This window comes from Deltaproteobacteria bacterium, assembly GCA_019308905.1.
Classification (GTDB): Bacteria; Desulfobacterota; BSN033; order WVXP01; family WVXP01; genus JAFDHF01.
The window spans coordinates 1-21,300 of record JAFDHF010000002.1; the positions used below are offsets into that span (position 1 = coordinate 1).

Consider the following 21,300-nt stretch of genomic DNA (forward strand, 5'->3'; position numbering starts at 1 on the left):
TCCGGATCTCGCAGACAACATCTGGTCCAATTCAGGCGAGATAGCCGGCAACGGCATCGACGACGACGGGAACGGGTATGTCGACGACGTTTGCGGCTGGGATTTCGTGGACAACGACAACGACCCGACCGATCCCTATGGCCACGGAACCCATGTCGCCGGCACCATAGCCGCCATGGGAGACAACGGCACCGGGACCGTCGGGGTCTGCTGGACGGCCAGGATCATGCCGTTGAGGTTTCTCAACACCTTCGGCTACGGCACCGTGGCGGATGAGATCTCGGCCATAGAGTACGCGATCGCAAACGGGGCCAAGGTCATCAACGCGAGTTACGGGAGTTCCGGTTTCAGCCAACCCGAGTATGATGCCATTGAAGATGCAGGGGCTGCCGGAATCCTCTTTGTCGCAGCGGCTGGAAACACCGCGACCGACAACGATGCAAGCCCCTTCTACCCTGCGAGCTATGACCTGGCAAACATCGTCTCCGTGGCCGCCACTGATCAGGACGACAAGCGCGCGTCTTTCTCGAACTACGGCGTGACCTCCGTGGACGTGGGAGCCCCGGGCAAGAACGTGTACAGCACCAAACCCGGCCGGCAGACGGTCTGGAGCGACGATTTTGAAGACGGGAACATGGACGATTGGACAACGGGAGGGACCGAGAATACCTGGGGTCTCACGGACCAGGTTTCATCGAGCGGGACCTATTCACTGGCGGACAGCTCGGGTGAGGATTATGAAAACGGCACCGCTTCCTGGGCCCAGGCGCCGGTCCTTAATCTCACCTCCCGGGCAGGCACGAAACTCCAGTTCCAGTTAAGGGGAGCCTCGGAATCCTACAAGGATCTCCTCTATGTTCAGACCTCGACGGACGGATCGACGTGGAGGAACCAAACCATCCTGATCGACGAGGATCTTTATGAGAGCGTCTCAGGCACGGAATTCGGCCAATGGACAAGTGCGACCGTCGATCTGGGCAGCTACGACGGCAGGGACACGGTCTATGTGAAATTCTACTTCGAAACCGACGGTGAAAACGTCTATGACGGGTGGTACATAGACGACGTCACCGTCACGGCCGCCTCCGCGGATGCAGACTACCAGTTCATGCAGGGCACCTCAATGGCCACTCCTCACGTGGCCGGTCTTGCCGGGCTGATCCTCTCGAGATTCGCCGGCATTTCCAACACGGAGGTGAAGGATAGAATCCTAAATGGGGCTGAATCAAAGGCAAGCCTGTCGGGAAAGGTTTCAACAGGGGGGAGGATCAACGCCTTCAACTCCCTCACCCTTCCCAGCAAGCCCACAGGCCTGAGTGCGACCCTCACCTCGCTGACCTCCATAAGGCTCACCTGGAACGATGTCGCCGACGAAGAGGGCTACCGCATAGAACGAAAGGCGGGCGAGGAAGGTGCCTTCTCCCGGGTGGCCACTCTCGGGTCTGACCAGACCTCTTACACAGACAACGATGTCCTGGCGGGCAGGGTCTACTATTACCGCCTCACAGCCTTCAACGGCTCCGGAAACTCCTCTTCTGCCACCACCACGGTCTACGCCGTGAATCTCACGGACGGAGGAGGGGGAGGGGGAGGCTGCTTCCTTACGGCCACGGGGCGGCCCTGACGAGCAGGAAAAGCGGGCCTTCACTTCGATCTCCTCAGTCTGTCCACTCCGGTCTGAGGGCCCATGACGAGGATCGTATCCCCCAACCTGAAACGATAATCCGCCGTCGGGGTGGCGACCTTCTGCCACTCCTTCCTGTCGGGATCGTAGTTTCTCCTGACCAGAATGACCTCCACACCAAAGCGGTTCCGCAAATCCAGTTCCTTCAGGGTCTTGTTCACAAAGCCCCCCGGGATCTCGATCTCGCACAGAACCTGCCCTGCAACCATTTCGACCCGTCCGAATCTGCCAAGTGCCCCTATGTAGCTCGAAACCGAGGTGACCATGTCCCGCCTGAGCACCTCCTTGTTGTAGGCATCGATCACGTCGTCCTTGGAAACTATGCCCACGAGGCGTTGCTCCCTTTCCCGGACTACCACGGGCAGTTCGTCTATGTTCATCTCGCTGAAGGCGATAATGACGTTGTCTAGGGTGTCCTCGGGCGTAAAGGAATGGCGCACGGGTGCAGCCAGATCGTGGGCCAGGACTATCGGTTCGAGAAGGTCCGATTCGTAGATGGTCTTCCTCACGTCGTGGATCGATATCACTCCCATCAGGCGCTTCTCGTCGTCCACCACGAAGAAGTTTGAGTGGGGGCTCGTCACGGTTAAGTCCATCAGTTTTTTGAAAGGGGTATCCGCGTGCACCTCCTCGTAATCCGACCTCATCACCTGGGCCACCCGGAGGGAGTGAAGCACGTTGATCTCCCGGCCCTGGAAGAGGTCGATCCCCCGGCGGGAGAGTTTCAACGTATATATGGAATCCCTCTTCAACCGGGTGGTGATCAGCACGCTGATGATGCATGCAATCATCAGGGGGAGCATGATCCTGTATTCACCGGTCAATTCAAAGATGATCAGGATCGACGTAATCGGAGCATGCATGGCTCCGGCTGCAACGGCTCCCATTCCAACCAGCGCATAGGCGCCAGAGGAAGCCGTGTGTGCGGGGGCCAGGGCATGTGCGATGGTCCCTACAAAACCACCGAGGTTGGCCCCGAGAAAAAGCGAGGGAGCGAAAATCCCTCCGGAGCCTCCCGAGCCGATCGTGACCGAGGTGGCCGCCAGTTTGAGAAGCACCAGAAACAAGAGGAAGTACCAGGCCAACCGGTTTTCCAGGGCCAGGCTGATAGTATCGTAGCCGACTCCGAAGACGTGGGGGAAGAGAATCCCGATTGCTCCGATCAAGATCCCCCCTATGGCAGGCTTCAAGAATCCGGGTACCGGAATGCTCTCGAAGAGATCCTCGGTTCTGTACAGGAGGTCGATAAACGCCAGGGCAACAAAAGCCGCCAGAATTCCAAGTACTGCATAGGGAATCATCTCGAAGACGCTGACGAGCTCATACCGGGGAATCACGAAGGCCGGAAAATCGCCGAGAAAGTGACGGGAGACCACGGTGGCAGACACGGAAGATACGACGATGGGACTGAACTGAGATATACCAAAATCGCTGAGTATTATCTCCATGGCGAACAGAGCCCCTGCAATGGGAGCGTTGAAGGTAGCGGCGATACCAGCGGCCGTGCCGCACGCAACGAGCGTCCGCAGGCGGGAGCCGGTCACCTTCAAGGCCTGCCCGAAAGCGGAACCGATGGCGGAACCGATCTGAACAATGGGCCCCTCTCTTCCCACGGAGCCGCCCGATCCGATACAGACCGCGGAGGCGGTGATCTTGGCGATCATCACCCGGGGGCGGATGGCGCCCCCGCGGAGCACGATCGATTCCATGACCTCCGGTACCCCATGGCCTTTAGCCTCGCTGGCAAAATAGATGACAATGGGACCGATGATCAATCCCCCTGCCGCAGGGGCAAAGAGTTTGACATACCAGGGCAGTTGGAGGACATAATCGAGGGCATAGCTCCAGGACCCAAAAAAGACCCCTTGAAAGAGCCGAATCGCAAGACGAAAAAAGATCGCTCCGAACCCCCCGAAGATTCCGATAAGCACCGCAACAAGCACCATGAAGGTGTGTTCGGTCATTCGAAGGCGGTACAACTGGTCTGCAAGGAAGTGCTGGAAAAAGGCCAGAGTGGGGTAACCACGGGTTTTTTCCGCCATCTTCGTCTGCTCCCTGCCCGACAGAGCCCTCCGGATAGGACCGGACGAGGGACCGGAGTCACCCTTCATCCGAGCCGGATCTGCCGGTTCACCGAGTCACCCGGCATCTCCCACACCGTGCCACCGTGGAGGGCCCTTTACGGGCTCTTTGAGACTATATCGGCAAAGACAAAACCGTCCCGTTCGACCCTTTCGCCCACCGAGATCTCTACAGGGCGGAGAAACATGGGCCCATCAAAAACGAAAGTGTGGAACTCGCCCCTTTCGCCGCAGGGATCGACGGTTGGAGGTATCTCCTCGAGAAAGGACGAATCGTACTCTCTACCCACAAAATCACCGGGCAGAAACCTGGAATCTACACACGTCACCCTGGCACGGACTCCCTGTGAGACCATCCTGCGAGCCAACTCGCCCGTACCGGCCCCCCATAGGGGGAACAAAGGGGTGATACCTGTACCCGACAGCCTGCTCTCCCTGTATCGGCGGACATCGGCCAGGAAAAGATCACCAAATGCCATGCACTCAATGCCCTCGGCTCTTGCCTCATCGATAAACCCGTTCATCGCGGCTTCGTATTGGTCGTTGTCACAGGGATGGGGAATCCAGATGATCCGCAGGGGCATTCCCACAGACTCGGCCTGTCCCTTGAGCAGATCAACCCGGACCCCGTGCATGGCTACCCGGTCGAAGACACGGTTGACCGTGGAGAAGAGCCCAACAACCTCTATGCAGGGGTCCTGGGAAAGCACATGGAGAGCCCAGGCACAGTCCTTGCCGCTGCTCCAGGAGACCAGGGTTTTTCTACTCACAGCATGCTCCACCCCGGAGATCCCTCTTGACCCCGGTACCGCTCCCCGACACCCCCGCCTCTGGCGGGCCTTTTCTCAAGAAGGTCCGCGTCTCGATGCCTCAGCCTGCCCGAGTTCCAGAGAGCGGTTCCCCGGGCGGGCTGGGGCCGGGGTTCGAAAGAGGCTAATACAGGCGCCAGGGGATGTCAAGGCGACCGACGATCGGAAGCAAGCCAGAAGCCGGCGTTGACAGCACTCCCGGCTGATGCCATACTTTACATACTCTTCAACCCCTCGTGCGGGAGGTGAGCATGGAAAAGAAGATCCTGGAGGAGAATCCCTATCCCAGAAGATTTGTCCCTCCGGACGCAGACATGGGGCAGTGGTCTCACATTGAACCCCTCTTTGCCGCCCTCGATTCGAGAGAGGTAAAGACTCCCCCCGGACTGGAAGAATGGCTGCTCCACATGAGCGAGCTTGCCTCCTGTATCGATCAGGAGGGTTCCAGGCGATATATCGCCATGACATGCCAAACCGATGATCCTCAGGCAGAGAAGGAGTATCTCCATTTCGTCGAAGAGATCGAGCCCCGCTCCAAGCCATGGTGGCAGAGGCTCTACACGAGATTCGTGAACCAACCTCTCCGTCTTGCCCTGGACCGCCAGAGATACGGGGTATTGGACCGCAAGATCGAAAACCAGGTCCGTCTCTTCAGGGAAGAGAACGTCCCCCTCGAGATGGAGGAGACAAAGCTCTCCCAGCAGTACCAGAAGATCACCGGAGCCATGACCGGCTGGTTTGGAGGCAGGGAACAGACCCTCCAGCAACTGGCCAGATACCTTGAAGAGCCGGACCGGACCACGAGAAAGGCGGCCTGGGAGGTCATCGCGTCCCGCCGCCTCAAGGACAGAGAGAGAATCGAAGAGATCTTCGACGGCCTCCTTGCCCTCAGGGCCAGAATCGCAAGAAACGCGGGCTTCCAGAACTACCGGGAATACGCCTTCCGCCAGCGGGAGCGATTCGACTATACGCCCCAAGACTGTCTCCGTTTTCACAAGACCGTCGAAGAGGTCGCCGTTCCCGCAGCCAGGAGCATCATGAGAGAACGCCGAAAAAGGCTCGGCCTGGATCGTCTCAGGCCGTGGGACATGATGGTGGACCTTGAAGGGAGACCCCCACTCCGGCCCTTCACAAAAGCGGAAGAACTGATCGAGGGATGCCATCGCATCTTCCGTCGAATCAACCCGGAGTTTGGAGACTTCTTCGCCCTTCTGAGGAAGAAGGGACTTCTCGATCTCGAGAGCCGCAAGGGTAAGGCGCCCGGGGGTTACCAGACGACCCTCAGTGAGGTGAGGCTCCCGTTTATCTTCATGAATGCCGTGGGAATCGATCGGGACGTTCGGACCCTACTCCACGAGAGCGGCCATGCCTTCCACACGCTGGAGTGCCGGGAGGAACCACTGTTTTTCTATCGGGAGGCTCCCATCGAGTTCTGCGAGGTCGCCTCCATGAGCATGGAGCTCCTGGGTGCAGGATTTCTGGACGAGTTCTACACCCCCGAAGACTCTCGACGCTCGTACAGGGACCTTCTGGAGGAGGTGATCACTATCTTCCCCTGGATCGCCACCATCGATACCTTCCAGCACTGGCTCTATACGCACGAGAATCACACCCGGGCCGAGAGAAGAAAAACCTGGCTCGAGTTGCAGGAAAGATTCGGCGGCATCGAAGACTGGAGCGGATACGAGGAGAGCCTCGCTTCCCTGTGGCAGAAACAGTCCCATCTCTTCGTCCACCCCTTCTACTACATAGAGTATGGAATCGCCCAGCTTGGAGCGCTCCAGGTGTGGCGGCGGTCCTTGAGGGACTTCGATCAGACCATCGGTTCTTACCGGTCTTCCCTCTCTCTGGGAGGCTCAAAGCCCCTGCCGGTGCTGTTTCAGAAGGCTGGTATTCGCTTCGACTTCAGCCGGAAGGCTGCGGAGAGTCTCATGGATACGGCTCTGGAAGCTCTCCGCCGGGCCCAGAAGGACTAGATCCCGTCTCTCATAGAGAGAAACGCATCCCAAAGGCTCTCTGGCCGGCAGGATACCTCCAAGGCTCTCTCCTCACGATTTCAAAGCCGTGGCGGCGGAAAAAAGAGAGCCCCCTGATGTTGGATTCGGCCACAGAGAGCCGCACTTCCCTAGTCGGAGAGTCGGTCCGAATGGAGAGAGGCCACCTTTTGGCGAATTCGATGAGGCGAGATCCGATCCCCTTTCCGCGTTCATTCCGTTCCACCGCTATGGCCAGGATCTCGGCAAAACACGGCCCATACCTTCTCGGTTTCCGGAGGATCATCATGAGGAGCCCCACAGGTATCGCCCGCCCTCCGTGGACCTCCTCGGCCACATAGGTGTGAACGTCCCGGCGAACAAAGAAACCCGTGAGGATGGTCTCATAATCCCCGTAGACGGAGAACGCCTCAAGGGCAAGGCTGCGGAGAAAAGGAAGATCATCCGGCACGGCATCACGGATGCTCACGGAAGGATTCGACTTCTTCCCGGTCTCCATGACGGGAACCGCTTTCATCCTGTTGTAGGGGCATGGAGGCAAACCGAAGAGCCTCGGCTTCGCCATGGCGCAAAGACCGAGGCTTTTCATCATCCTCCCGGCTGGAACAAAGGAGCTACTTCACTGTCACGCACGTGCAATCAGCCAGGTGGCATATCTTGCTGGAGACACTCCCCAGAAGCAGCCCCTTGACTCCACCCAGACCGCGACTCCCGGTGACAACCATATCGACCCCCTTCGATCTGGCCAGTTCGATAATCGTTTCAGCCGGATCTCCCTGGAGCACCACCGGCTCGACGCGCTTCACACCCTTGGCCCTGGCCTCTTCTTCTGCGACCTCGATGATCCCGCGGCCCACCTTCTCGAGGTAGACACTTTCAGGAGGATCCTCGATTCCCTCTACCCTGATGTATTCGAGCACCTCCTCAGGGATCTCCGTCTCGGGGACCACATGAACCAGATAGAGAGTAGCATCGTACTTCGCCGCAATATCACTTGCATATTCAACGGCCTTCCTCGCATGGAGAGAACCATCCGTAGCCACAAGAACCTTCTCGATCATCGTCCCATACCCCCTTTCTCCGAAGAACTCCCCCTCTCTCCCTGATTCTATCATGTGGGTCTCGGAATTTCATGGGCCCTTCGCGGTCCTCTCCCAGCCCCACTGGGAAACTCCGGGTTCATTTTGGTTGATTTGCGGGCAAAATGCGTGTATTAGTAGTATCGGTATTAACAAATAAACACCACGGGAAGAGACTCGTCGTTGGAAAAGATCCATAGCTGCGTCGTCACCCGGGCAATCCTCGATTACGTCGATTCGCGACGCCCCGACGACGTGAATCGCCTGATCGAGAACCTCCATCCGGAACTGGACGTCCTTACAGACCCGAAATCCTACCTTAAGGACAGCAACAACTGGGTATCCAGCCAAGTCTGTGCCGAGATGTTTCGGCGGGCCGAGGAGATCTTTGGGGATCCACGCATAGCCATCGATATCGGATACGATTCCACGGTCAACATGAAGATGAGCGACATCCAGAAGGTCCTGATCAGGTTCTTCGGCTCACCCAAGACGATCTTGGCGAGGATCCAGAAGTTCAACGACAAATACAACCGGAACAAAACGCTCGAGCTCATTGAGAGAGGACGGAGGCATGCCGTAGTCCGCCTCCACTGGTTCAAGGAGACCGAGCCGGTCAAAAGCTTCTGCTACTTCAATCAGGGTGTCTACACGGCCATTCCCACCATATGGGACATGCCGCCTGCACGGGTTGAAGAGATCCGCTGCTTTTTCGACGGCCATCCCTTCTGCGAGTATCGGGTGAAATGGACCTTCCGCCGTTCCTTCCTCATTTTCGACTCCACCCTTTTCAGGAGCAGAAAGCTCCTGGAGGAGAGTATCGTCGAGTTGGAACGGGACAAGCAGTTACTCCAGCACAAGTACGACGAGGTCCATCAACTCAACCTGGCACTCCAGAAAAAGGTCCACCAGCTCGCCTCGATCCAGCAGGCCAGCCAGGCGGTCGTTTCCATCCTCGATCTCCGAAACATTCTGGAGGTCGCCTTCAGCCTCCTGGCCCGTCTTTTCGGGTTTGACCGTTTTGTGATCTTCCATATCGACGAAGAGACAAGAACCCTCAAGATTCTCCATGCAAAGGGGTCGGAACCAGACTTGATCGAAAGGATCAGGGACTACCAGGTACCCCTCACACGTCTGAACAATATCCTTGCCAGGGTCGCCAGTACGGGGGTTCCGGCGATAATTGAGGATGTAAGAGATTCGCCTATCAATCAGGAGAACCTGATTATCAGGTTGTTTCGGCCCAAGGCCTTTGTGGTGGTTCCTCTCATCGCCAAGAACAAGATAATCGGTGTTCTGGCGGCGGACAAGAAAGCCGAGAAACTGAGGGCAAACCAGGAGGACAGAGAGTACCTTTTGAGCTTTGCCAACAACATCGCCATCGCCATAGAAAACTCCAAGCTCTATGAGGATCTCAGGAAGAACTTCTTCAGTTCCATCCAGGCTCTCGCCTATGCCCTGGAAGCAAAGGACCCATATACAAAAGGTCATTCGGAAGTGGTTGCCCAGTACTCCGTGGAGGTGGCCCGCCAGATGGGGCTCCCTGAAGACAGGATAGAGTCGCTCCACCAGATGTGCCTCCTCCATGACATCGGCAAGATCGGTGTGGTGCCGGACATCCTGGAAAAGGCCGCTTTCCCCGACAGAGACGAGTGGCAGGCTGTCCGGAAACACCCCCTTATCGGCGACAACATCGTCAGGCCCCTCAACCTTCCCTGGAAGGCCAGGTCCGTTATTAGAAACCACCATGAGCGTTTTGACGGGCGGGGCTATCCCGATGGTCTCACCGGCACTCAGATTCCTCTCGAAGCCCGAATAGTCGCCGTGGCCGACGCCTACGACGCCATGGTCTCGACCAGGCCTTACCGCAAGGCCATGTCGCCCAAGAGCGCCATTCTGGAACTCGAGAGAAACGCCGGTACCCAGTTCGATCCGGAGGTCGTAAGGGCTTTCAAGGCCGTCATCAGGAAACAGTCGATAAACTGACAGCTTGGCTCGGCCACCCGGCAGGGTGGCACCAATAGAGAGGGACCTGGGGGGTTCCTTCACCCGATGGTATCGCGCTCTTCGTAATACTCCAAGACCATCTCAAGGGCCTTGTCCGCAGCGAGCCTCTTGACCTTCAGTCTCGTCCCCTTGAAGCAAAAACGCCTCACAGCCGTCCCATTCGGGCCGGACAGGGCTATAAAGACCGTTCCCACCGGGGACCTGGCCGTCCCTCCCAAGGGGCCCGCAACACCCGTGGTCGCCAGGCCTAAGGTGGTATTCCTTTTCCTGCGAATCCCTTCCGCCATCGCCCTTGCGACGGGCTCACTGACGGCGCCGTGGTCATCAATCAAGGAGAGCCGTACGCCTAGGAGGTCCGCCTTCGATTCATTGCTGTAAGAGACAACCCCGGACTCAAAGTAGTCGGAGCTGCCAGACACGTTGGTAATCCGATGGGCGATCAATCCCCCCGTGCAAGACTCAGCCACGGAGATCGTCGCCCCCTCTCTTCTCAACCGACGCCCAATCCTCTCTTCGACCCTCATTGCGGAAACCCTCGAAATGACCGACCTCCAGCCGCCGACCCGCAACGTATCCCGACAGCGGCATGGATCGACCCGGCAACCCTCCCGGCACTCACTCCGACTCACTACCCTCTTTTCCCCTTAAAGTCAACCAGAACCAAACCGTGGAGCTTCCTGATTTTTGGAGAACACCCTTGCCTCCGGGCGACATTGCGGAAGCGGCGGGGTACCCATCAAGGGCGAGCGGGAAGGGGAAAGGTCGTGTTCGTGATTCGTGATTCGTGTTCGTGAGTCGTGTTCCTCGGGAAGGGACGCGAACTGTCCGCCCGCGACCCCATGAAAACCGGGGAACCCCCGCGCCTTGACAGCCCCTCCCGATAATCGGAATATTATGGAGTGTAAGACAAAAAATCTTTGATTCTCAAGGCCATTCCAATGGCATCGATCCAAAGCGGCATGATGCGCCCGAAGGGGCTGCTTCTCGTCGTCCTCTCGGGCCTCTGCTTGGTTCTCTCGTCGAGTCTCTCGTTCGGCCAGGTCGACCTCTTCTGGCGGATGCGTGTCTTGAGGTATGAAAAGCCCCTCGCTCCGAAGAGCTTTACGGCGGTCGATCTCGAGGGCAAGCCGGTCCGGCTCAGCGATTTCCGGGGAAATGTGGTCTTACTCAATTTCTGGGCCACCTGGTGCAGCCCCTGCAAGAAGGAGATGGGGCCTTTGGAAGCCCTTTACCGGCGATTCAAAGGGAGAGGATTCGTTGTTCTCGCTGTCTCCCTTGATCAGGGAGGAGCGAGGATCGTACGGCCTTTTGTCGAGAAGAAGGGACTCTCCTTTCCCATCCTCTTGGATAGTACCGGAAAGGCCAAATCGACGTATCACGTAACATCCCTGCCCGCGACTTTCCTCATAGACCGCAAAGGCAGAATAATCGGCAGATCCCTCGGGCCGAGAGACTGGGCGAGTGAGGCCGCTGTTGCACTGGTTGAATCCCTACTCGTCCATTAGTCCGTCTCTTCCCGGGGGTGTGAAGGGCTCCTGTACCTTTTTTCCCCTGCCTTGATTTCCACGGGGAGATAGTTCTCTTCCGGCGGAATGGGGCAGACGGAGTTTTCGTTGAATGCACAGTTGGGATTGTAGGCCATGTTGAAATCAATGATGGTGTAATACCCGGGAAAGATCTCTGCATTGAGGTACCGGCCGAGCCTGTAGGTCTCCTTCCCATTGGTCTTGTCTCTGAACGGCACGAAGAGGTAATCACTCAGAATCGACTTGTAGAGCTGGAGGGTGTAGGTGACTCCTTCCAGTTCGAAGCTGAACCTGCCGTAACGGATATAGCGCTTGTTGGTCCCCTTGTTGGTCGGAAAGGTGGCGTAGTAGTCCGGGTTGTGGATATTGAGACGGTAACGCTCGATCTTCCCAACAAAGACGTACTTCAGATTGATGGGATAGACATCAAGGCCCTGAAATCTCTCCCTGTCTCGTGCACTCAGAGGTGAACGGGGGTGATTCTTCAGGAACTCGTTTCTCCTCTTGCGGAAATCCTTGATCCGGGAAATCTTGGTCTCCGTCGAGACGCTCGTGAGACCAGGGGCCCGGGCGCTCCAGACAAACAGGACGGCCAAGACAATGAGAAGCACTCCGCCGAAACGGCGCCCTCCCCCTGCTTTCCGGTTCGAACTCTCCCTCCTGCAGACGGTCATGACAGCTACCCCTCGGCTTCCGTCCAAGAGATTCCCCGTACCTTCATTCCAGGATTATCCTGATCCTCCTCGGATCATGGCAGCCCTTCAGCGTTGAGACCATAGCACGGATTGTCGTCGTGAATAGGGTCTTGATAAAAGGGGTCATCGACACGGACCGGCCGTCCACCACGAGAGAGATCCCCTCACCACCCCTTTGCCGGAGGAATCTCTCTTCGATGAAATCCGCCACCCCTTTGCCGTCGTTCATGTCGAGACAGGGGACCGGGAGATCGACCTTTCGATCCGTCGCAACGGCGATGAGATTATCCTCCACAGAGCACATCAGTTCCCCGTGTTCCTCCTCCCGGAAGACCTCGATCTTGGGTTGGCTGTCCCTCTTGAACCCCTCTGAGAGGACTATATCCACATCCTGCACGAATCGCTCCCTCAGCTCCTCCAAGCTCAGGTCCCGATCCACATCCTGGATCAGGGCTATCTGTTTGGGGGAGGAAAGAATCACCATGTAGGTCCCCGCCCTCCGATGGCGCCAACTATCCTTTCCCTCCCGGTCTATCTCAAACCCATGGACATCGTGTTTGATGGTGGCCACCCTGTATCCCCGGCCTGCAAGCTCAGGGACAACCCTCTCGATCAGTGTGGTCTTTCCGCTGTTGGATTTGCCCACAATGGAGACAATAGGGATCATGATCTCCCACCTCTCTTGTCCAACATCAGCAACCGCCTTTCCATAGAGACCCTAGATGTCGAGTCCGAAGAGCCTCGCCCAGACCTTCTGTCCAGGCAGGACCTCAGATTCGCCTGCAGGAAGAACGATCATTCCGTTGGCATAGGTGACGGCCCCCAACGACCCGCGTGGTTCCCCGGCGATGGGAACGGCGGTCAATCTTCCGTCCTCGACCACTATCCTGCTCAGCACATACCTCTGGACCCCGTTCCTCCCCCTGACCCTACCTCCCAAATCGATCTTCACAGTCCGGCCGTTCGGTCCTTGGTCCCGCCTCTTCCCACCCATTTTCAGGAGCACAGGTTTCACCAGCTCCTCAAAGGTCACGATCGAAGCGCTTGGACTACCGGGAAGAGCAAAAACCGGTCTCCCCTCCAAAAGGCCGAAAACAAAAGAACGGCCGGGGCTCATTGCCACACCATCCACACGCCGGCCCACCGCCATCTCCCTGTATGCTGGCCTCACCCAGTCCGAACCCCCATGCCCCGTCCCACCGGTTGTGATTATTCCGTCGGCGACAAGCCCCGATCGAATCCTCTCTCTGATCCGGTCCTGCTCGTCCCCCACTACACCGAGGGGAACCGGGGTACAGCCGCATTCCCTGAGCTTGGCGAGAAGAACATAGAAGGAACTGGCAAAGATCTTCCCCAGGGAAAGCCCCTCCCCCAGATCGACGAGTTCACTCCCTGTGGAGAGAACGGCGATCTCAGGACGCCTGAAGACCTTCAACTCCCGGAAACCGAGAGATGCCAGGACCCCGATATTCCCGGGCCGCAGAGTAGTCCCCTTTCTCAACACCAAATCTCCCCTTCTTACCGACTCTCCGGCACGGGCCACGTTCTCCATAGGGCCAACCGGCTTTTCGAGCAAGACCAGAGCGGCGTTCTTCCCCCCGGGAGAGGTATCCTCGTCCCTCACCACGGCACCGGCCCCTGGCGGAAGAGGGGCGCCTGTCATGACGCGGATCGTCACCCCGGGCTTCACCGCGCCGCGGCAAGAGGATCCTGCCGGCACCGTCTCGATCACCTTGAGGGGAATCCTCTTGCCTTTGGAGGCCTGCTCCGCGTCCTGGGAATGTATTGCAAAACCATCTACCGTTGCATGGCTGAACCGGGGCAGGTCTGCAGGGGCAGCCACATCGACGGCGAGAACCCGGCCCAACGCGGCCGTAAGGGGTATCAACTCCGAGCCCACCTGGCTGACAGAGTCGAGCATGCAATTGAGCGCCTCTTCGACTGAAAGCACCTTCTTCCCCCAGAGTCCGGTGGCGGGATCACCAGAGTCCCACGGGCCGGCCCCATACTCACCTTCTTAATTCTAAGGGAAACAGAGTTGCGAAGCAAACCGGAGAAGTCTCCCTCCTCTGAGACCTGGCTTTGAGCTTGTCCCGCTCCCCTGGCCGGCACCGATTGATAATCCACGAGGGGAGGGCTATAATGAGGTGGAGGAGGCATATGAAGGAAGCGGCATTCTACGAAAAACTCGCGGGCGGAAGGGTCAGGTGCCGTCTTTGTTTTCATGAATGCGTAGTAAAGGAGGGGGGCCGCGGAATTTGCGGGGTCCGGGAGAACCGAGGGGGAACCCTTTTCAGTCTCGTATACGGCAAGGCGGTCTCCACGGCTGTCGACCCCATTGAAAAGAAACCCCTTTTCCAATTTCTGCCAGGGACGAAGACCTTCAGTTTCGCCACTGCGGGGTGCAATTTCAGGTGCCTCCACTGTCAAAACTACAGTATCTCCCAGATATCCGGATCCCATGGGGAGATCCCAGGCGAACCTCTTCCACCTGAGAGAATCGTCTCTCTGGCTCAACAGACAGGCTGCCAGAGCATAGCTTACACCTACACGGAGCCGACGATCTTCTTCGAGTATGCTCTGGACACGGCCGAACTGGCAAGCCAGGAAGGCCTCAAGAACGTCTTTGTCACCAACGGATATATCACCCCCGAGGCCCTGCGCGCTATCAGGCCTTATCTCGACGGGGCTAATATCGATCTGAAGGCCTTCACCGAGGAGTTCTACCGCAAGGTCTGCGGAGCGAGGCTGCAACCGGTCCTCGATTCGATTAGGCTATATAGGGAGCTGGGGATCTGGATCGAGATCACCACTCTTGTCATCCCAAACCACAACGACTCCGACGAGGAACTCAGGAACATAGCCCGGTTCATCGCCGATCTGGACCGAACGATTCCATGGCATGTCACCCAGTTCTATCCCACTTACAGGCTCCAGGACGTGCCCAGGACCCCTATCAAAACCCTGGAAAGGGCCAGGCAGATAGGGATCGAAGAGGGACTCAAGTACGTTTATCAGGGAAACGTGCCTGGAGCCGGAGGGGAAAACACGTACTGTCCCCGCTGCGGCAAGCTGCTCATTGAAAGATTCGGATACACTCTCCAGAGCTACTCTCTGGTAAGCGGAAAATGCCCGGCCTGTGGCGAGACAATCAGCGGGGTCGGCCTGTGAAGATCCCGCCTGCCCGTGAGAATCCAGACCTCAAGAAGTTCATCCTGAGACGGATCCGTGACAAGGGGAGGATCACATTTTCTGAGTTCATGGAGCTCTGCCTCTACCACCCGGTTCACGGCTACTACCAGACCAAAGGACAGAAGATAGGCAAAGACGGCGACTACTACACGAGCCCCTGTGTCCACCCGGTCTTCGGACGCCTTCTTGGAAGACAGCTGATGGAGATGGACAGCCTTCTCGGAGAGGAGGCCTTTTGGATCCTTGAGGCCGGAGCGGGAAGGGGCACACTCGCCGCAGACATTCTCGACTCCATTGCCAGGGAGTCTCCCCGGTTTTTCGAAAGGATCGAGTACGGCATAGTCGAGAAGAGCAACCCCTTTAGGGAAGAACAGAAAGACAGACTCGCCTCCTATGAAGACCGAGTCCACTGGCTTGATCCCGAGGCTGCCTGTGCCCAGGGACTCCAGGGGTGCGTGGTTGCCAACGAGTTCTTCGATGCCTTTCCAGCCCACCGTGTCGTGGTCGAGGACGGAAGGCTCCTGGAGATCTACGTAACCGAAGAAGAAGGTGGCTTTCGCGAGGTCTTTGACGAGCCTTCAACCGCGGAGATAGTGAGGTATTTCGACCAGATGGGGGTAAGCCTTGCCGAAGGTCAAAAGGCCGAGATCAACCTCCAGGCCCTTGGATGGTATGACCGGCTGGCCAGGATCCTCAGCCGGGGTTTTTTCCTGACCATCGACTACGGCTATCTGGCCGAGGAGCTCTACGATGCCCCTCGTCTCTCCGGCACACTGCTGTGCTATTACAGGCACACCTGCTCGGATAACCCTTACGCCCACATCGGGCTCCAGGACATGACGACCCATGTCAACTTCACCGGTCTCATCAAGAAAGGGGAATCCCTGGGATTCCGTCTGGCAGGCCTTGTACCGCAATACCGGTTCCTTCTCTGTCTCGGCTTCTTGGAAGAACTCGAAAAGAGGAACGAAGGGCTTACCCCCCGCCAGTCGCTGGTCGAGCGCCTCACCATGAAGCATCTCATCCTGCCCGAGGGGGGGATGGGAGACACCTTCAAGGTACTGATCCAGTACCGGGGGCTCGACCGTGTCCAATTGACCGGTTTGCGCCCCCTCTCAGCGGTTCCAGCCTGAGATCTCTGCTGTAGTCTCTCAGCTGTCCATCATTCAGGCCAACAGACCCCCCCGGACACACAGGCCCGGAATCCGGAGAGGCTAAGCCTTGCCGAGCCGTGCCTTGAACTCCTCGGTCAGCCGGGGAACTACCTGGAAGAGATCTCCCACGATTCCATAGGTGGCGATCTTGAAGATGGGAGCTTCAGGGTCTTTGTTGATGGCAACTATGATATCAGAGGTCTTCATCCCCGCCTGGTGCTGGATGGCGCCGCTGATACCGCATGCGAAGTAGATCTTGGGCCTGACCGTCTTTCCTGTCTGGCCGACCTGGTGCTCGTATGGGATCCAACCCGAATCGACCGCAGCCCTCGATGCCCCGACGGCCGCCCCCAAAACCTCGGCCAGCTCTCTGATTACCTTGAACTGCTCGGGGCCGCCAAGCCCTCGCCCGCCGGACACGATTATCTCGGCATCCATAAGATTGATCGACTCGGCCCCCTTGACGAACTCCAATACCCGGGTATGGACCTGATCTTCATCCATGGCCAGCGGTTCCCTGACTATCTCTCCCTGCCTCGATTCGTCTCTTGGGGGCATGGGGAAAACCTTCGGCCGTACGGTCGACATCTGGGGCCGGCGAGCCTCACAGACAATGGTAGCCATTATGTTCCCCCCAAAGGCCGGCCTGGTCTGCCTGAGGAGTTTCTTCTCCGGATCGATGTCGAGGCCCGTGCAGTCTGCGGTTAACCCCGTCTCCAATGTGGTGGCCACGCATCCGGCAAAATCACGGCCCTGGATGGTGGCACCGAAAAGAACCACTTCGGGCCTGTACTTGCGAATCAGGTTGACGGCAGCTGCCGCATAAGGTTCCGTACGGTACTCTTTGAGGAGAGGGTCTTGGGTGAGGTAGATCCTCTCCGCTCCGTAATGGAAAGCCTCTGAGGCAAACGATTCGACTCCATCTCCGAGAAGCATTCCGCAGAGACTGCACCCCAGACTATCGGCAAGCCTTCTACCCTGGCCGAGCAGCTCAAAGGAGACGTTTGCGAGCTTGCCCCGGTCGTGCTCGATGTAAACCCATACGTCCCTGTACCCCTCCACATCTGTTCCGGCTTTCTTCTCCTCCTTCTCGATCGTGATGGCATCCACAGGGCAGACATCGAGACAGGCTCCGCAGAAGGTGCACTTCTCGTTGACCACGGCCAGGTTGTCCACAAGGGATAGAGCGTCATACGGGCAGGCCTCTATACAGGCCCCGCATCCTGTACAGGTTTCTATATCGATTATCAGCTTCGGCATTCTTCCTCCCCTCCTGGCAGGGCTATTTGATCACCTTGGCCTCCAGCAACTTGTCGGCCAGTTGGGCAACAACTTCTGGAACCTCACCCTGGAGGATCTCCCCCCCTCCCCTCTGTTCAGGTGTGAAGACCCGCATCACCCAGGTGGGAGATCCGTCAAAGCCCACCTTCTTAGGGTCCACGTCAATATCGGCCACGGTCCAGGTAGGGATATCGGCCCTGGCCGCCTTCTTTATACCCAAAAGCGAGGGGAGTCTCGGCTCATTGATGTCCTTCATAACCGTTATCAGAGCAGGCAGAGAGGATTCCACGACCTCTTTGCCGTCTTCAAGCATTCTCTCAACCACAATCCGCCTCTTCTCAGGGTCGATCTCCTTCACCTTCGAGACATAGGTGAGCTGGGGAATCTTCAGGCGCGTCGCCACACCAGGGCCGACCTGTGCGGTATCCCCGTCGATGGCCTGTTTTCCGCAGATCACCAAGTCGACCTCACCGATCTTCTCGATGGCCTTGGACAGGGTATAGGCCGTGGCCAGGGTGTCCGCTCCGGCAAAGGCCTGGTCAGACAGTAGAATCGTCCTGTCAGCCCCCATGGCGAGTGCGTTCCGAAGGACATCGATCGCCTGGGGAGGCCCCATGCTGACTACGTTGACCTCCCCCCCGTACTTCTCCCGGATCTGAAGACCCTCTTCGATGGCAAACTCGTCAAAGGGATTGGTGATGCTCTCAACCCCTTCCCGAATCAGCGTACCCGTCTCAGGATTGATCCTCACGTCCGTCGTGTCCGGAACCTGCTTCACACAAACCACAATCTTCACGTGTCTCCTCCTCGCCGGCTCCCCTCTTCCAGTCAGCCGGGCCTCATCCGGCTTTCACCTTCCCACGAACCGGGGCTTCCGTTTCTCCACAAAGGATGCCATGCCTTCTCTCTGATCCATCGTGGCAAAACACATACCAAAGGAGAGGGACTCCATGTGGCATGCCTCTTCCAGCGCGACCTCATATCCCCTGTCGATACTCGCCTTGGCGAGTTTCAGGGCGATAGGTCCGTTGGAGCCGATCTTCCCCGCCACCTTTCTAGTCTCCTCCATCAAAGAATCCCCTGGAAAGACCCGATTGACGATCCCCAAATCCCTTGCCTCTTCAGCCGAAATCATGCTCCCCGTAAAGATCAACTCCTTGGCCCTGGCCTTTCCTATCAGCCGGGGAAGCCTCTGGGTTCCTCCAAACCCCGGAAACACCCCCAGGGTGACCTCCGGCAGACCGAATTTGGCCTTGTCAGAGGCGAAGGCGAAATCGCACGCAAGGGCGAGCTCCGTACCCCCTCCCAGAGCAAAACCATTGACCGCCGCAATCACCACCTTGCCCATCCTTTCGATCCGGCCGAGGGTCTCGTGACCGAGCCTCGAAAACCGGAAAGCCTCCAGGCAGTTCATCTCTTTCATCTCCTGAATGTCGGCTCCGGCCACGAAAGCCCGGTCTCCAGATCCGGTCAGAATCACCACCCCGACCCTGTCGTCCTCCTCCAGTTCCCCGAATACCGCCTGAAGCTCGTGGAGGGTCTCCATGTTCAAGGCATTGAGAGCCTTAGGCCTGTTGATGGCCACTGTCCCGATGCCTTCGGCGATGTCAAGCAGAAGGTTCTGGTAAGCCATCCTCTTCCTCCTGTAAGAACTCGGCCGCGGAGCTCAGGTGCCGGGGATTGAGCGAGATTTCACAAAAGGGTTAACCCATTCCGGGGCCCCTTGTCAACTCCGGGCGAGCCCCCCGCCCCGAGGGGGATCCACTCTCTGTCAAAAGATCCTCTCATGGGGTTCCCGTCGCTTCCACAATCCCGTTCAGGGATAGACATGGACCAAGAGCCCGGAGGCACCAGATACCGTCAGCTCAGAGCTTCACCTCAATGAAAGACCGCTTCTTGAGCTTGGCCAGCCAGCGCCTGTACAGCCGTTCCGCCAACTCCCTGTAGCAGTCCTCCTCGACCCGTTTCCGTATTTCGGCCAGAGGAATCGGCTTTGCCTCTTTTCTATCCGTCACCTGGATGATAACGACCCCATCGGGCGTTCGAATCGGCCCCCCCACTCCTCCCACAGGAAGGCTGAACGCCTCTTTCTCAAGGGCGGGAATCATTTCCCCCTTCTTGAAGTAACCGAGATCACCCTCCTCCAGGCCAGAGATGCTCTGGGAATATGTACGTGCAAGAGAGGCAAGGTCCTCACCCTTCTCTGCCCTTCCGACGATCTCTTCGGCCTTTGAAAGGGCCGAAGCTTCGGCCTCCCCCGTTGCATTCGGAGGGAGAGGGATCCTGATATGAGTGATCCTCACCGATTCCTCGGTTCTGTAGTCGTTGATATGGGTCTGGTAGTAGCTTCTTACATCCTCCTCTTTCACCTCGACCTTCGATCTGACGACCTGGTTGACCAGAGTGGTCTTCCTCAGCCCATTGATCACTTCCTGCCTGATATCCTCGTAGGTGAGGCCCTCTGCACGCAGCGCGGCCTCGAACTGGCTCTTGGTCAAACCCCTCTGCCTCCTGAAGGATTCCAATGCCTCCTTCACCCGGCTCTTGCTCACCTGGATCCCCCTCCTCTTCGCCTCCTGCTCGATGAGTTTCTCCTCGATAAGGTCGTCGAGTGCCCTCCGCCTCGCATCCTCGAGGTTGAACCGGACGTTCAGGGGGTCGCCCCCTTTGGGTATTCTGGGAAAGAAGGATCTCCTGAATCTCTCGAGTTCGGAGAGGGTTATTATGTCGTCGTTGACAATGGCCACTATCCGGTCGACGATCTCAGCCCTTCCCGGTGGATCCAGAAGGGCAAGGGCAAAGGAACAAACCAGAATCTTGAGCCATGTCCATCCCATGAAGCTGGCCTCACTCCGTGTATTCCAAGAGCCGGTGGTTGATCTCGATCTTGGCGTTCTTCTTCAGTTCCTCCAACCACTGGTAGTAAAGCTGTTCAGACTTGATCCGAGCGATTTTCCTCTTCACATCGTCGGCCACCTCTTCAAATGTAAGCTGGCGGCCCCGTACCTTGTCTTCCACCTTGAAGATATGGTATCCGTAAGGACTCCTCACAGGCTTGCTGATCTCTCCCTTCTCCATGGAGAAGACCACGTCGAACTCCCCAGGCATATCGCCCCGGGCAAAATACCCCAAATCCCCTCCGAAGGCGCTCTCAGGCCCCAGGGAATTTTCAAGGGCGAGTTCTTCAAACTCCTTCCCCGCCTTGAGTTCCCGAAGGATCTTCTTGGCATTCCGCTCCGAGGCCACGACTATCTGCCTGGCTCTGACCCGCTCGGGAAGCAGATAATCCTCACGGTGGGCATCGTAGTAGGCGCGGGCCTCCTCCGTGGTGATGGTACCGTCGAAATGGCAGCCTGTTTGAATCGTCTTCTCGATCAGTATCCTCTCCTTCACCCTCTTTTTCCACGTCTCAAAGGAGAGTCCCTGGCTGCTCAAGTAGTCCCGGAGGCTCTCCCCCTTGTAGTCGCTTTTGGTCTCCATGACTTCGGCTTCCAGCTCCTCATCTGTCACCGTCATTCCCAGACGTCTGGCCTCCTCCAGGATAAGAGCCTCCTCCACCATCTGCTCGAGGAATCTCTCCTTCATCTCCATGAGCGCCTCATGTCCTCCAGGGGAAAACTCATTCTCCAGCCTCATCTGACGGAATTCTCGATTGAAATCCTCCAGGGTTATGGCCTTGCCATCCACACGGGCCAGAATGTGGGCGGGGATATCACCCCTTTTGCATCCCGAGAGGGTGAATAGAACCAAGAGCCCAACCGAAAAGAGTACCCTTCTCATACCTTTCCTCATCGGAAG

At 57.6% G+C, this 21,300-nt stretch carries 19 protein-coding genes and 1 pseudogene; 7 read left to right on the forward strand and 13 right to left on the reverse strand.

Annotated elements, in window-relative coordinates; translation table 11 throughout:
- Together JRJ26_01065 and JRJ26_01070 are read left to right on the forward strand one after the other, a co-directional pair.
- Positions 1-595: pseudogene (locus JRJ26_01065) on the forward strand (S8 family serine peptidase).
- Between the two features lie 39 nt (positions 596-634).
- A complete protein-coding gene (locus JRJ26_01070; protein ID MBW2056064.1) occupies positions 635-1,624 on the forward strand; it encodes a S8 family serine peptidase in 990 nt (329 codons plus the stop codon).
- 20 nt (positions 1,625-1,644) lie between these two features.
- Here the strand turns inward: JRJ26_01070 and JRJ26_01075 are convergent, their stop codons facing one another.
- Positions 1,645-3,726: a chloride channel protein gene (locus JRJ26_01075; GenBank protein ID MBW2056065.1), complete on the reverse strand. Its 2,082-nt coding sequence runs from the start codon at positions 3,724-3,726 to the stop codon at positions 1,645-1,647.
- Positions 3,727-3,863: 137 nt separating this feature from the next.
- The gene (locus tag JRJ26_01080) at positions 3,864-4,535 is read right to left on the reverse strand and encodes an adenine nucleotide alpha hydrolase (GenBank protein ID MBW2056066.1); all 672 of its coding nucleotides are present in this window, start codon (positions 4,533-4,535) and stop codon (positions 3,864-3,866) included.
- A gap of 290 nt (positions 4,536-4,825) precedes the next feature.
- On the opposite strand from JRJ26_01080, the gene JRJ26_01085 reads away from it, so the two are divergent.
- On the forward strand, positions 4,826-6,550 hold the full coding sequence (locus JRJ26_01085) for a M3 family oligoendopeptidase (protein ID MBW2056067.1): 1,725 nt from the start codon (positions 4,826-4,828) through the stop codon (positions 6,548-6,550).
- A gap of 10 nt (positions 6,551-6,560) precedes the next feature.
- On the opposite strand, the gene JRJ26_01090 is transcribed toward JRJ26_01085, so the two are convergent.
- Both JRJ26_01090 and JRJ26_01095 read right to left on the reverse strand, forming a co-directional pair.
- Positions 6,561-7,160, reverse strand: coding sequence for a GNAT family N-acetyltransferase (locus JRJ26_01090; GenBank protein MBW2056068.1), 600 nt, complete (start codon positions 7,158-7,160; stop codon positions 6,561-6,563).
- A gap of 22 nt (positions 7,161-7,182) precedes the next feature.
- Positions 7,183-7,683, reverse strand: a complete 501-nt coding sequence (locus tag JRJ26_01095) for a universal stress protein (protein MBW2056069.1) — start codon at positions 7,681-7,683, stop codon at positions 7,183-7,185.
- Between the two features lie 147 nt (positions 7,684-7,830).
- On the opposite strand from JRJ26_01095, the gene JRJ26_01100 reads away from it, so the two are divergent.
- Positions 7,831-9,633, forward strand: coding sequence for an HD domain-containing protein (locus tag JRJ26_01100; protein ID MBW2056070.1), 1,803 nt, complete (start codon positions 7,831-7,833; stop codon positions 9,631-9,633).
- Positions 9,634-9,692: 59 nt separating this feature from the next.
- Here JRJ26_01100 and JRJ26_01105 read toward each other — a convergent pair whose 3' ends face one another.
- Positions 9,693-10,178, reverse strand: a complete 486-nt coding sequence (locus tag JRJ26_01105) for a CinA family protein (protein MBW2056071.1) — start codon at positions 10,176-10,178, stop codon at positions 9,693-9,695.
- Between the two features lie 414 nt (positions 10,179-10,592).
- Here JRJ26_01105 and JRJ26_01110 point away from each other — a divergent pair, with 414 nt between their 5' ends.
- Positions 10,593-11,159, forward strand: coding sequence for a TlpA family protein disulfide reductase (locus JRJ26_01110; protein ID MBW2056072.1), 567 nt, complete (start codon positions 10,593-10,595; stop codon positions 11,157-11,159).
- On the opposite strand, the gene JRJ26_01115 is transcribed toward JRJ26_01110, so the two are convergent.
- Genes JRJ26_01115 through JRJ26_01125 form a run of 3 tightly spaced genes read right to left on the reverse strand, consistent with a single transcriptional unit; the run spans position 11,156 to position 13,826 of the window.
- A complete protein-coding gene (locus JRJ26_01115; protein ID MBW2056073.1) occupies positions 11,156-11,854 on the reverse strand; it encodes a DUF1684 domain-containing protein in 699 nt (232 codons plus the stop codon). The genes JRJ26_01110 and JRJ26_01115 overlap by 4 nt on opposite strands.
- Positions 11,855-11,897: 43 nt before the next feature.
- Entirely contained in the window at positions 11,898-12,542 is a 645-nt protein-coding gene (mobB, locus tag JRJ26_01120; protein MBW2056074.1) for a molybdopterin-guanine dinucleotide biosynthesis protein B, read from the reverse strand.
- A gap of 51 nt (positions 12,543-12,593) precedes the next feature.
- Positions 12,594-13,826 carry a molybdopterin molybdotransferase MoeA gene (locus JRJ26_01125; protein ID MBW2056075.1) on the reverse strand — a complete coding sequence of 411 codons (1,233 nt, stop codon included), beginning with the start codon at positions 13,824-13,826 and terminating at the stop codon, positions 12,594-12,596.
- A 209-nt stretch (positions 13,827-14,035) separates the two neighbouring features.
- Between JRJ26_01125 and amrS the strand changes: the two genes are divergently transcribed.
- Positions 14,036-15,046, forward strand: coding sequence for an AmmeMemoRadiSam system radical SAM enzyme (gene amrS, locus JRJ26_01130; GenBank protein ID MBW2056076.1), 1,011 nt, complete (start codon positions 14,036-14,038; stop codon positions 15,044-15,046).
- Positions 15,043-16,200 carry an SAM-dependent methyltransferase gene (locus JRJ26_01135; protein MBW2056077.1) on the forward strand — a complete coding sequence of 386 codons (1,158 nt, stop codon included), beginning with the start codon at positions 15,043-15,045 and terminating at the stop codon, positions 16,198-16,200. The genes amrS and JRJ26_01135 overlap by 4 nt, the downstream gene beginning before the upstream one ends.
- An 81-nt stretch (positions 16,201-16,281) precedes the next feature.
- On the opposite strand, the gene JRJ26_01140 is transcribed toward JRJ26_01135, so the two are convergent.
- From JRJ26_01140 to JRJ26_01160, 5 genes are all read right to left on the reverse strand, one after another.
- On the reverse strand, positions 16,282-17,481 hold the full coding sequence (locus JRJ26_01140) for an electron transfer flavoprotein subunit alpha (protein ID MBW2056078.1): 1,200 nt from the start codon (positions 17,479-17,481) through the stop codon (positions 16,282-16,284).
- Between the two features lie 22 nt (positions 17,482-17,503).
- Entirely contained in the window at positions 17,504-18,298 is a 795-nt protein-coding gene (locus tag JRJ26_01145) for an electron transfer flavoprotein subunit beta/FixA family protein (protein ID MBW2056079.1), read from the reverse strand.
- Between the two features lie 54 nt (positions 18,299-18,352).
- Positions 18,353-19,135 (reverse strand): enoyl-CoA hydratase/isomerase family protein, encoded by a 783-nt coding sequence (locus JRJ26_01150; protein MBW2056080.1) that lies wholly within the window; start codon positions 19,133-19,135, stop codon positions 18,353-18,355.
- Between the two features lie 232 nt (positions 19,136-19,367).
- A complete protein-coding gene (locus JRJ26_01155) occupies positions 19,368-20,339 on the reverse strand; it encodes a peptidyl-prolyl cis-trans isomerase (GenBank protein ID MBW2056081.1) in 972 nt (323 codons plus the stop codon).
- A gap of 10 nt (positions 20,340-20,349) precedes the next feature.
- A complete protein-coding gene (locus JRJ26_01160; GenBank protein MBW2056082.1) occupies positions 20,350-21,282 on the reverse strand; it encodes a peptidyl-prolyl cis-trans isomerase in 933 nt (310 codons plus the stop codon).
- Positions 21,283-21,300: the final 18 nt, after the last annotated feature.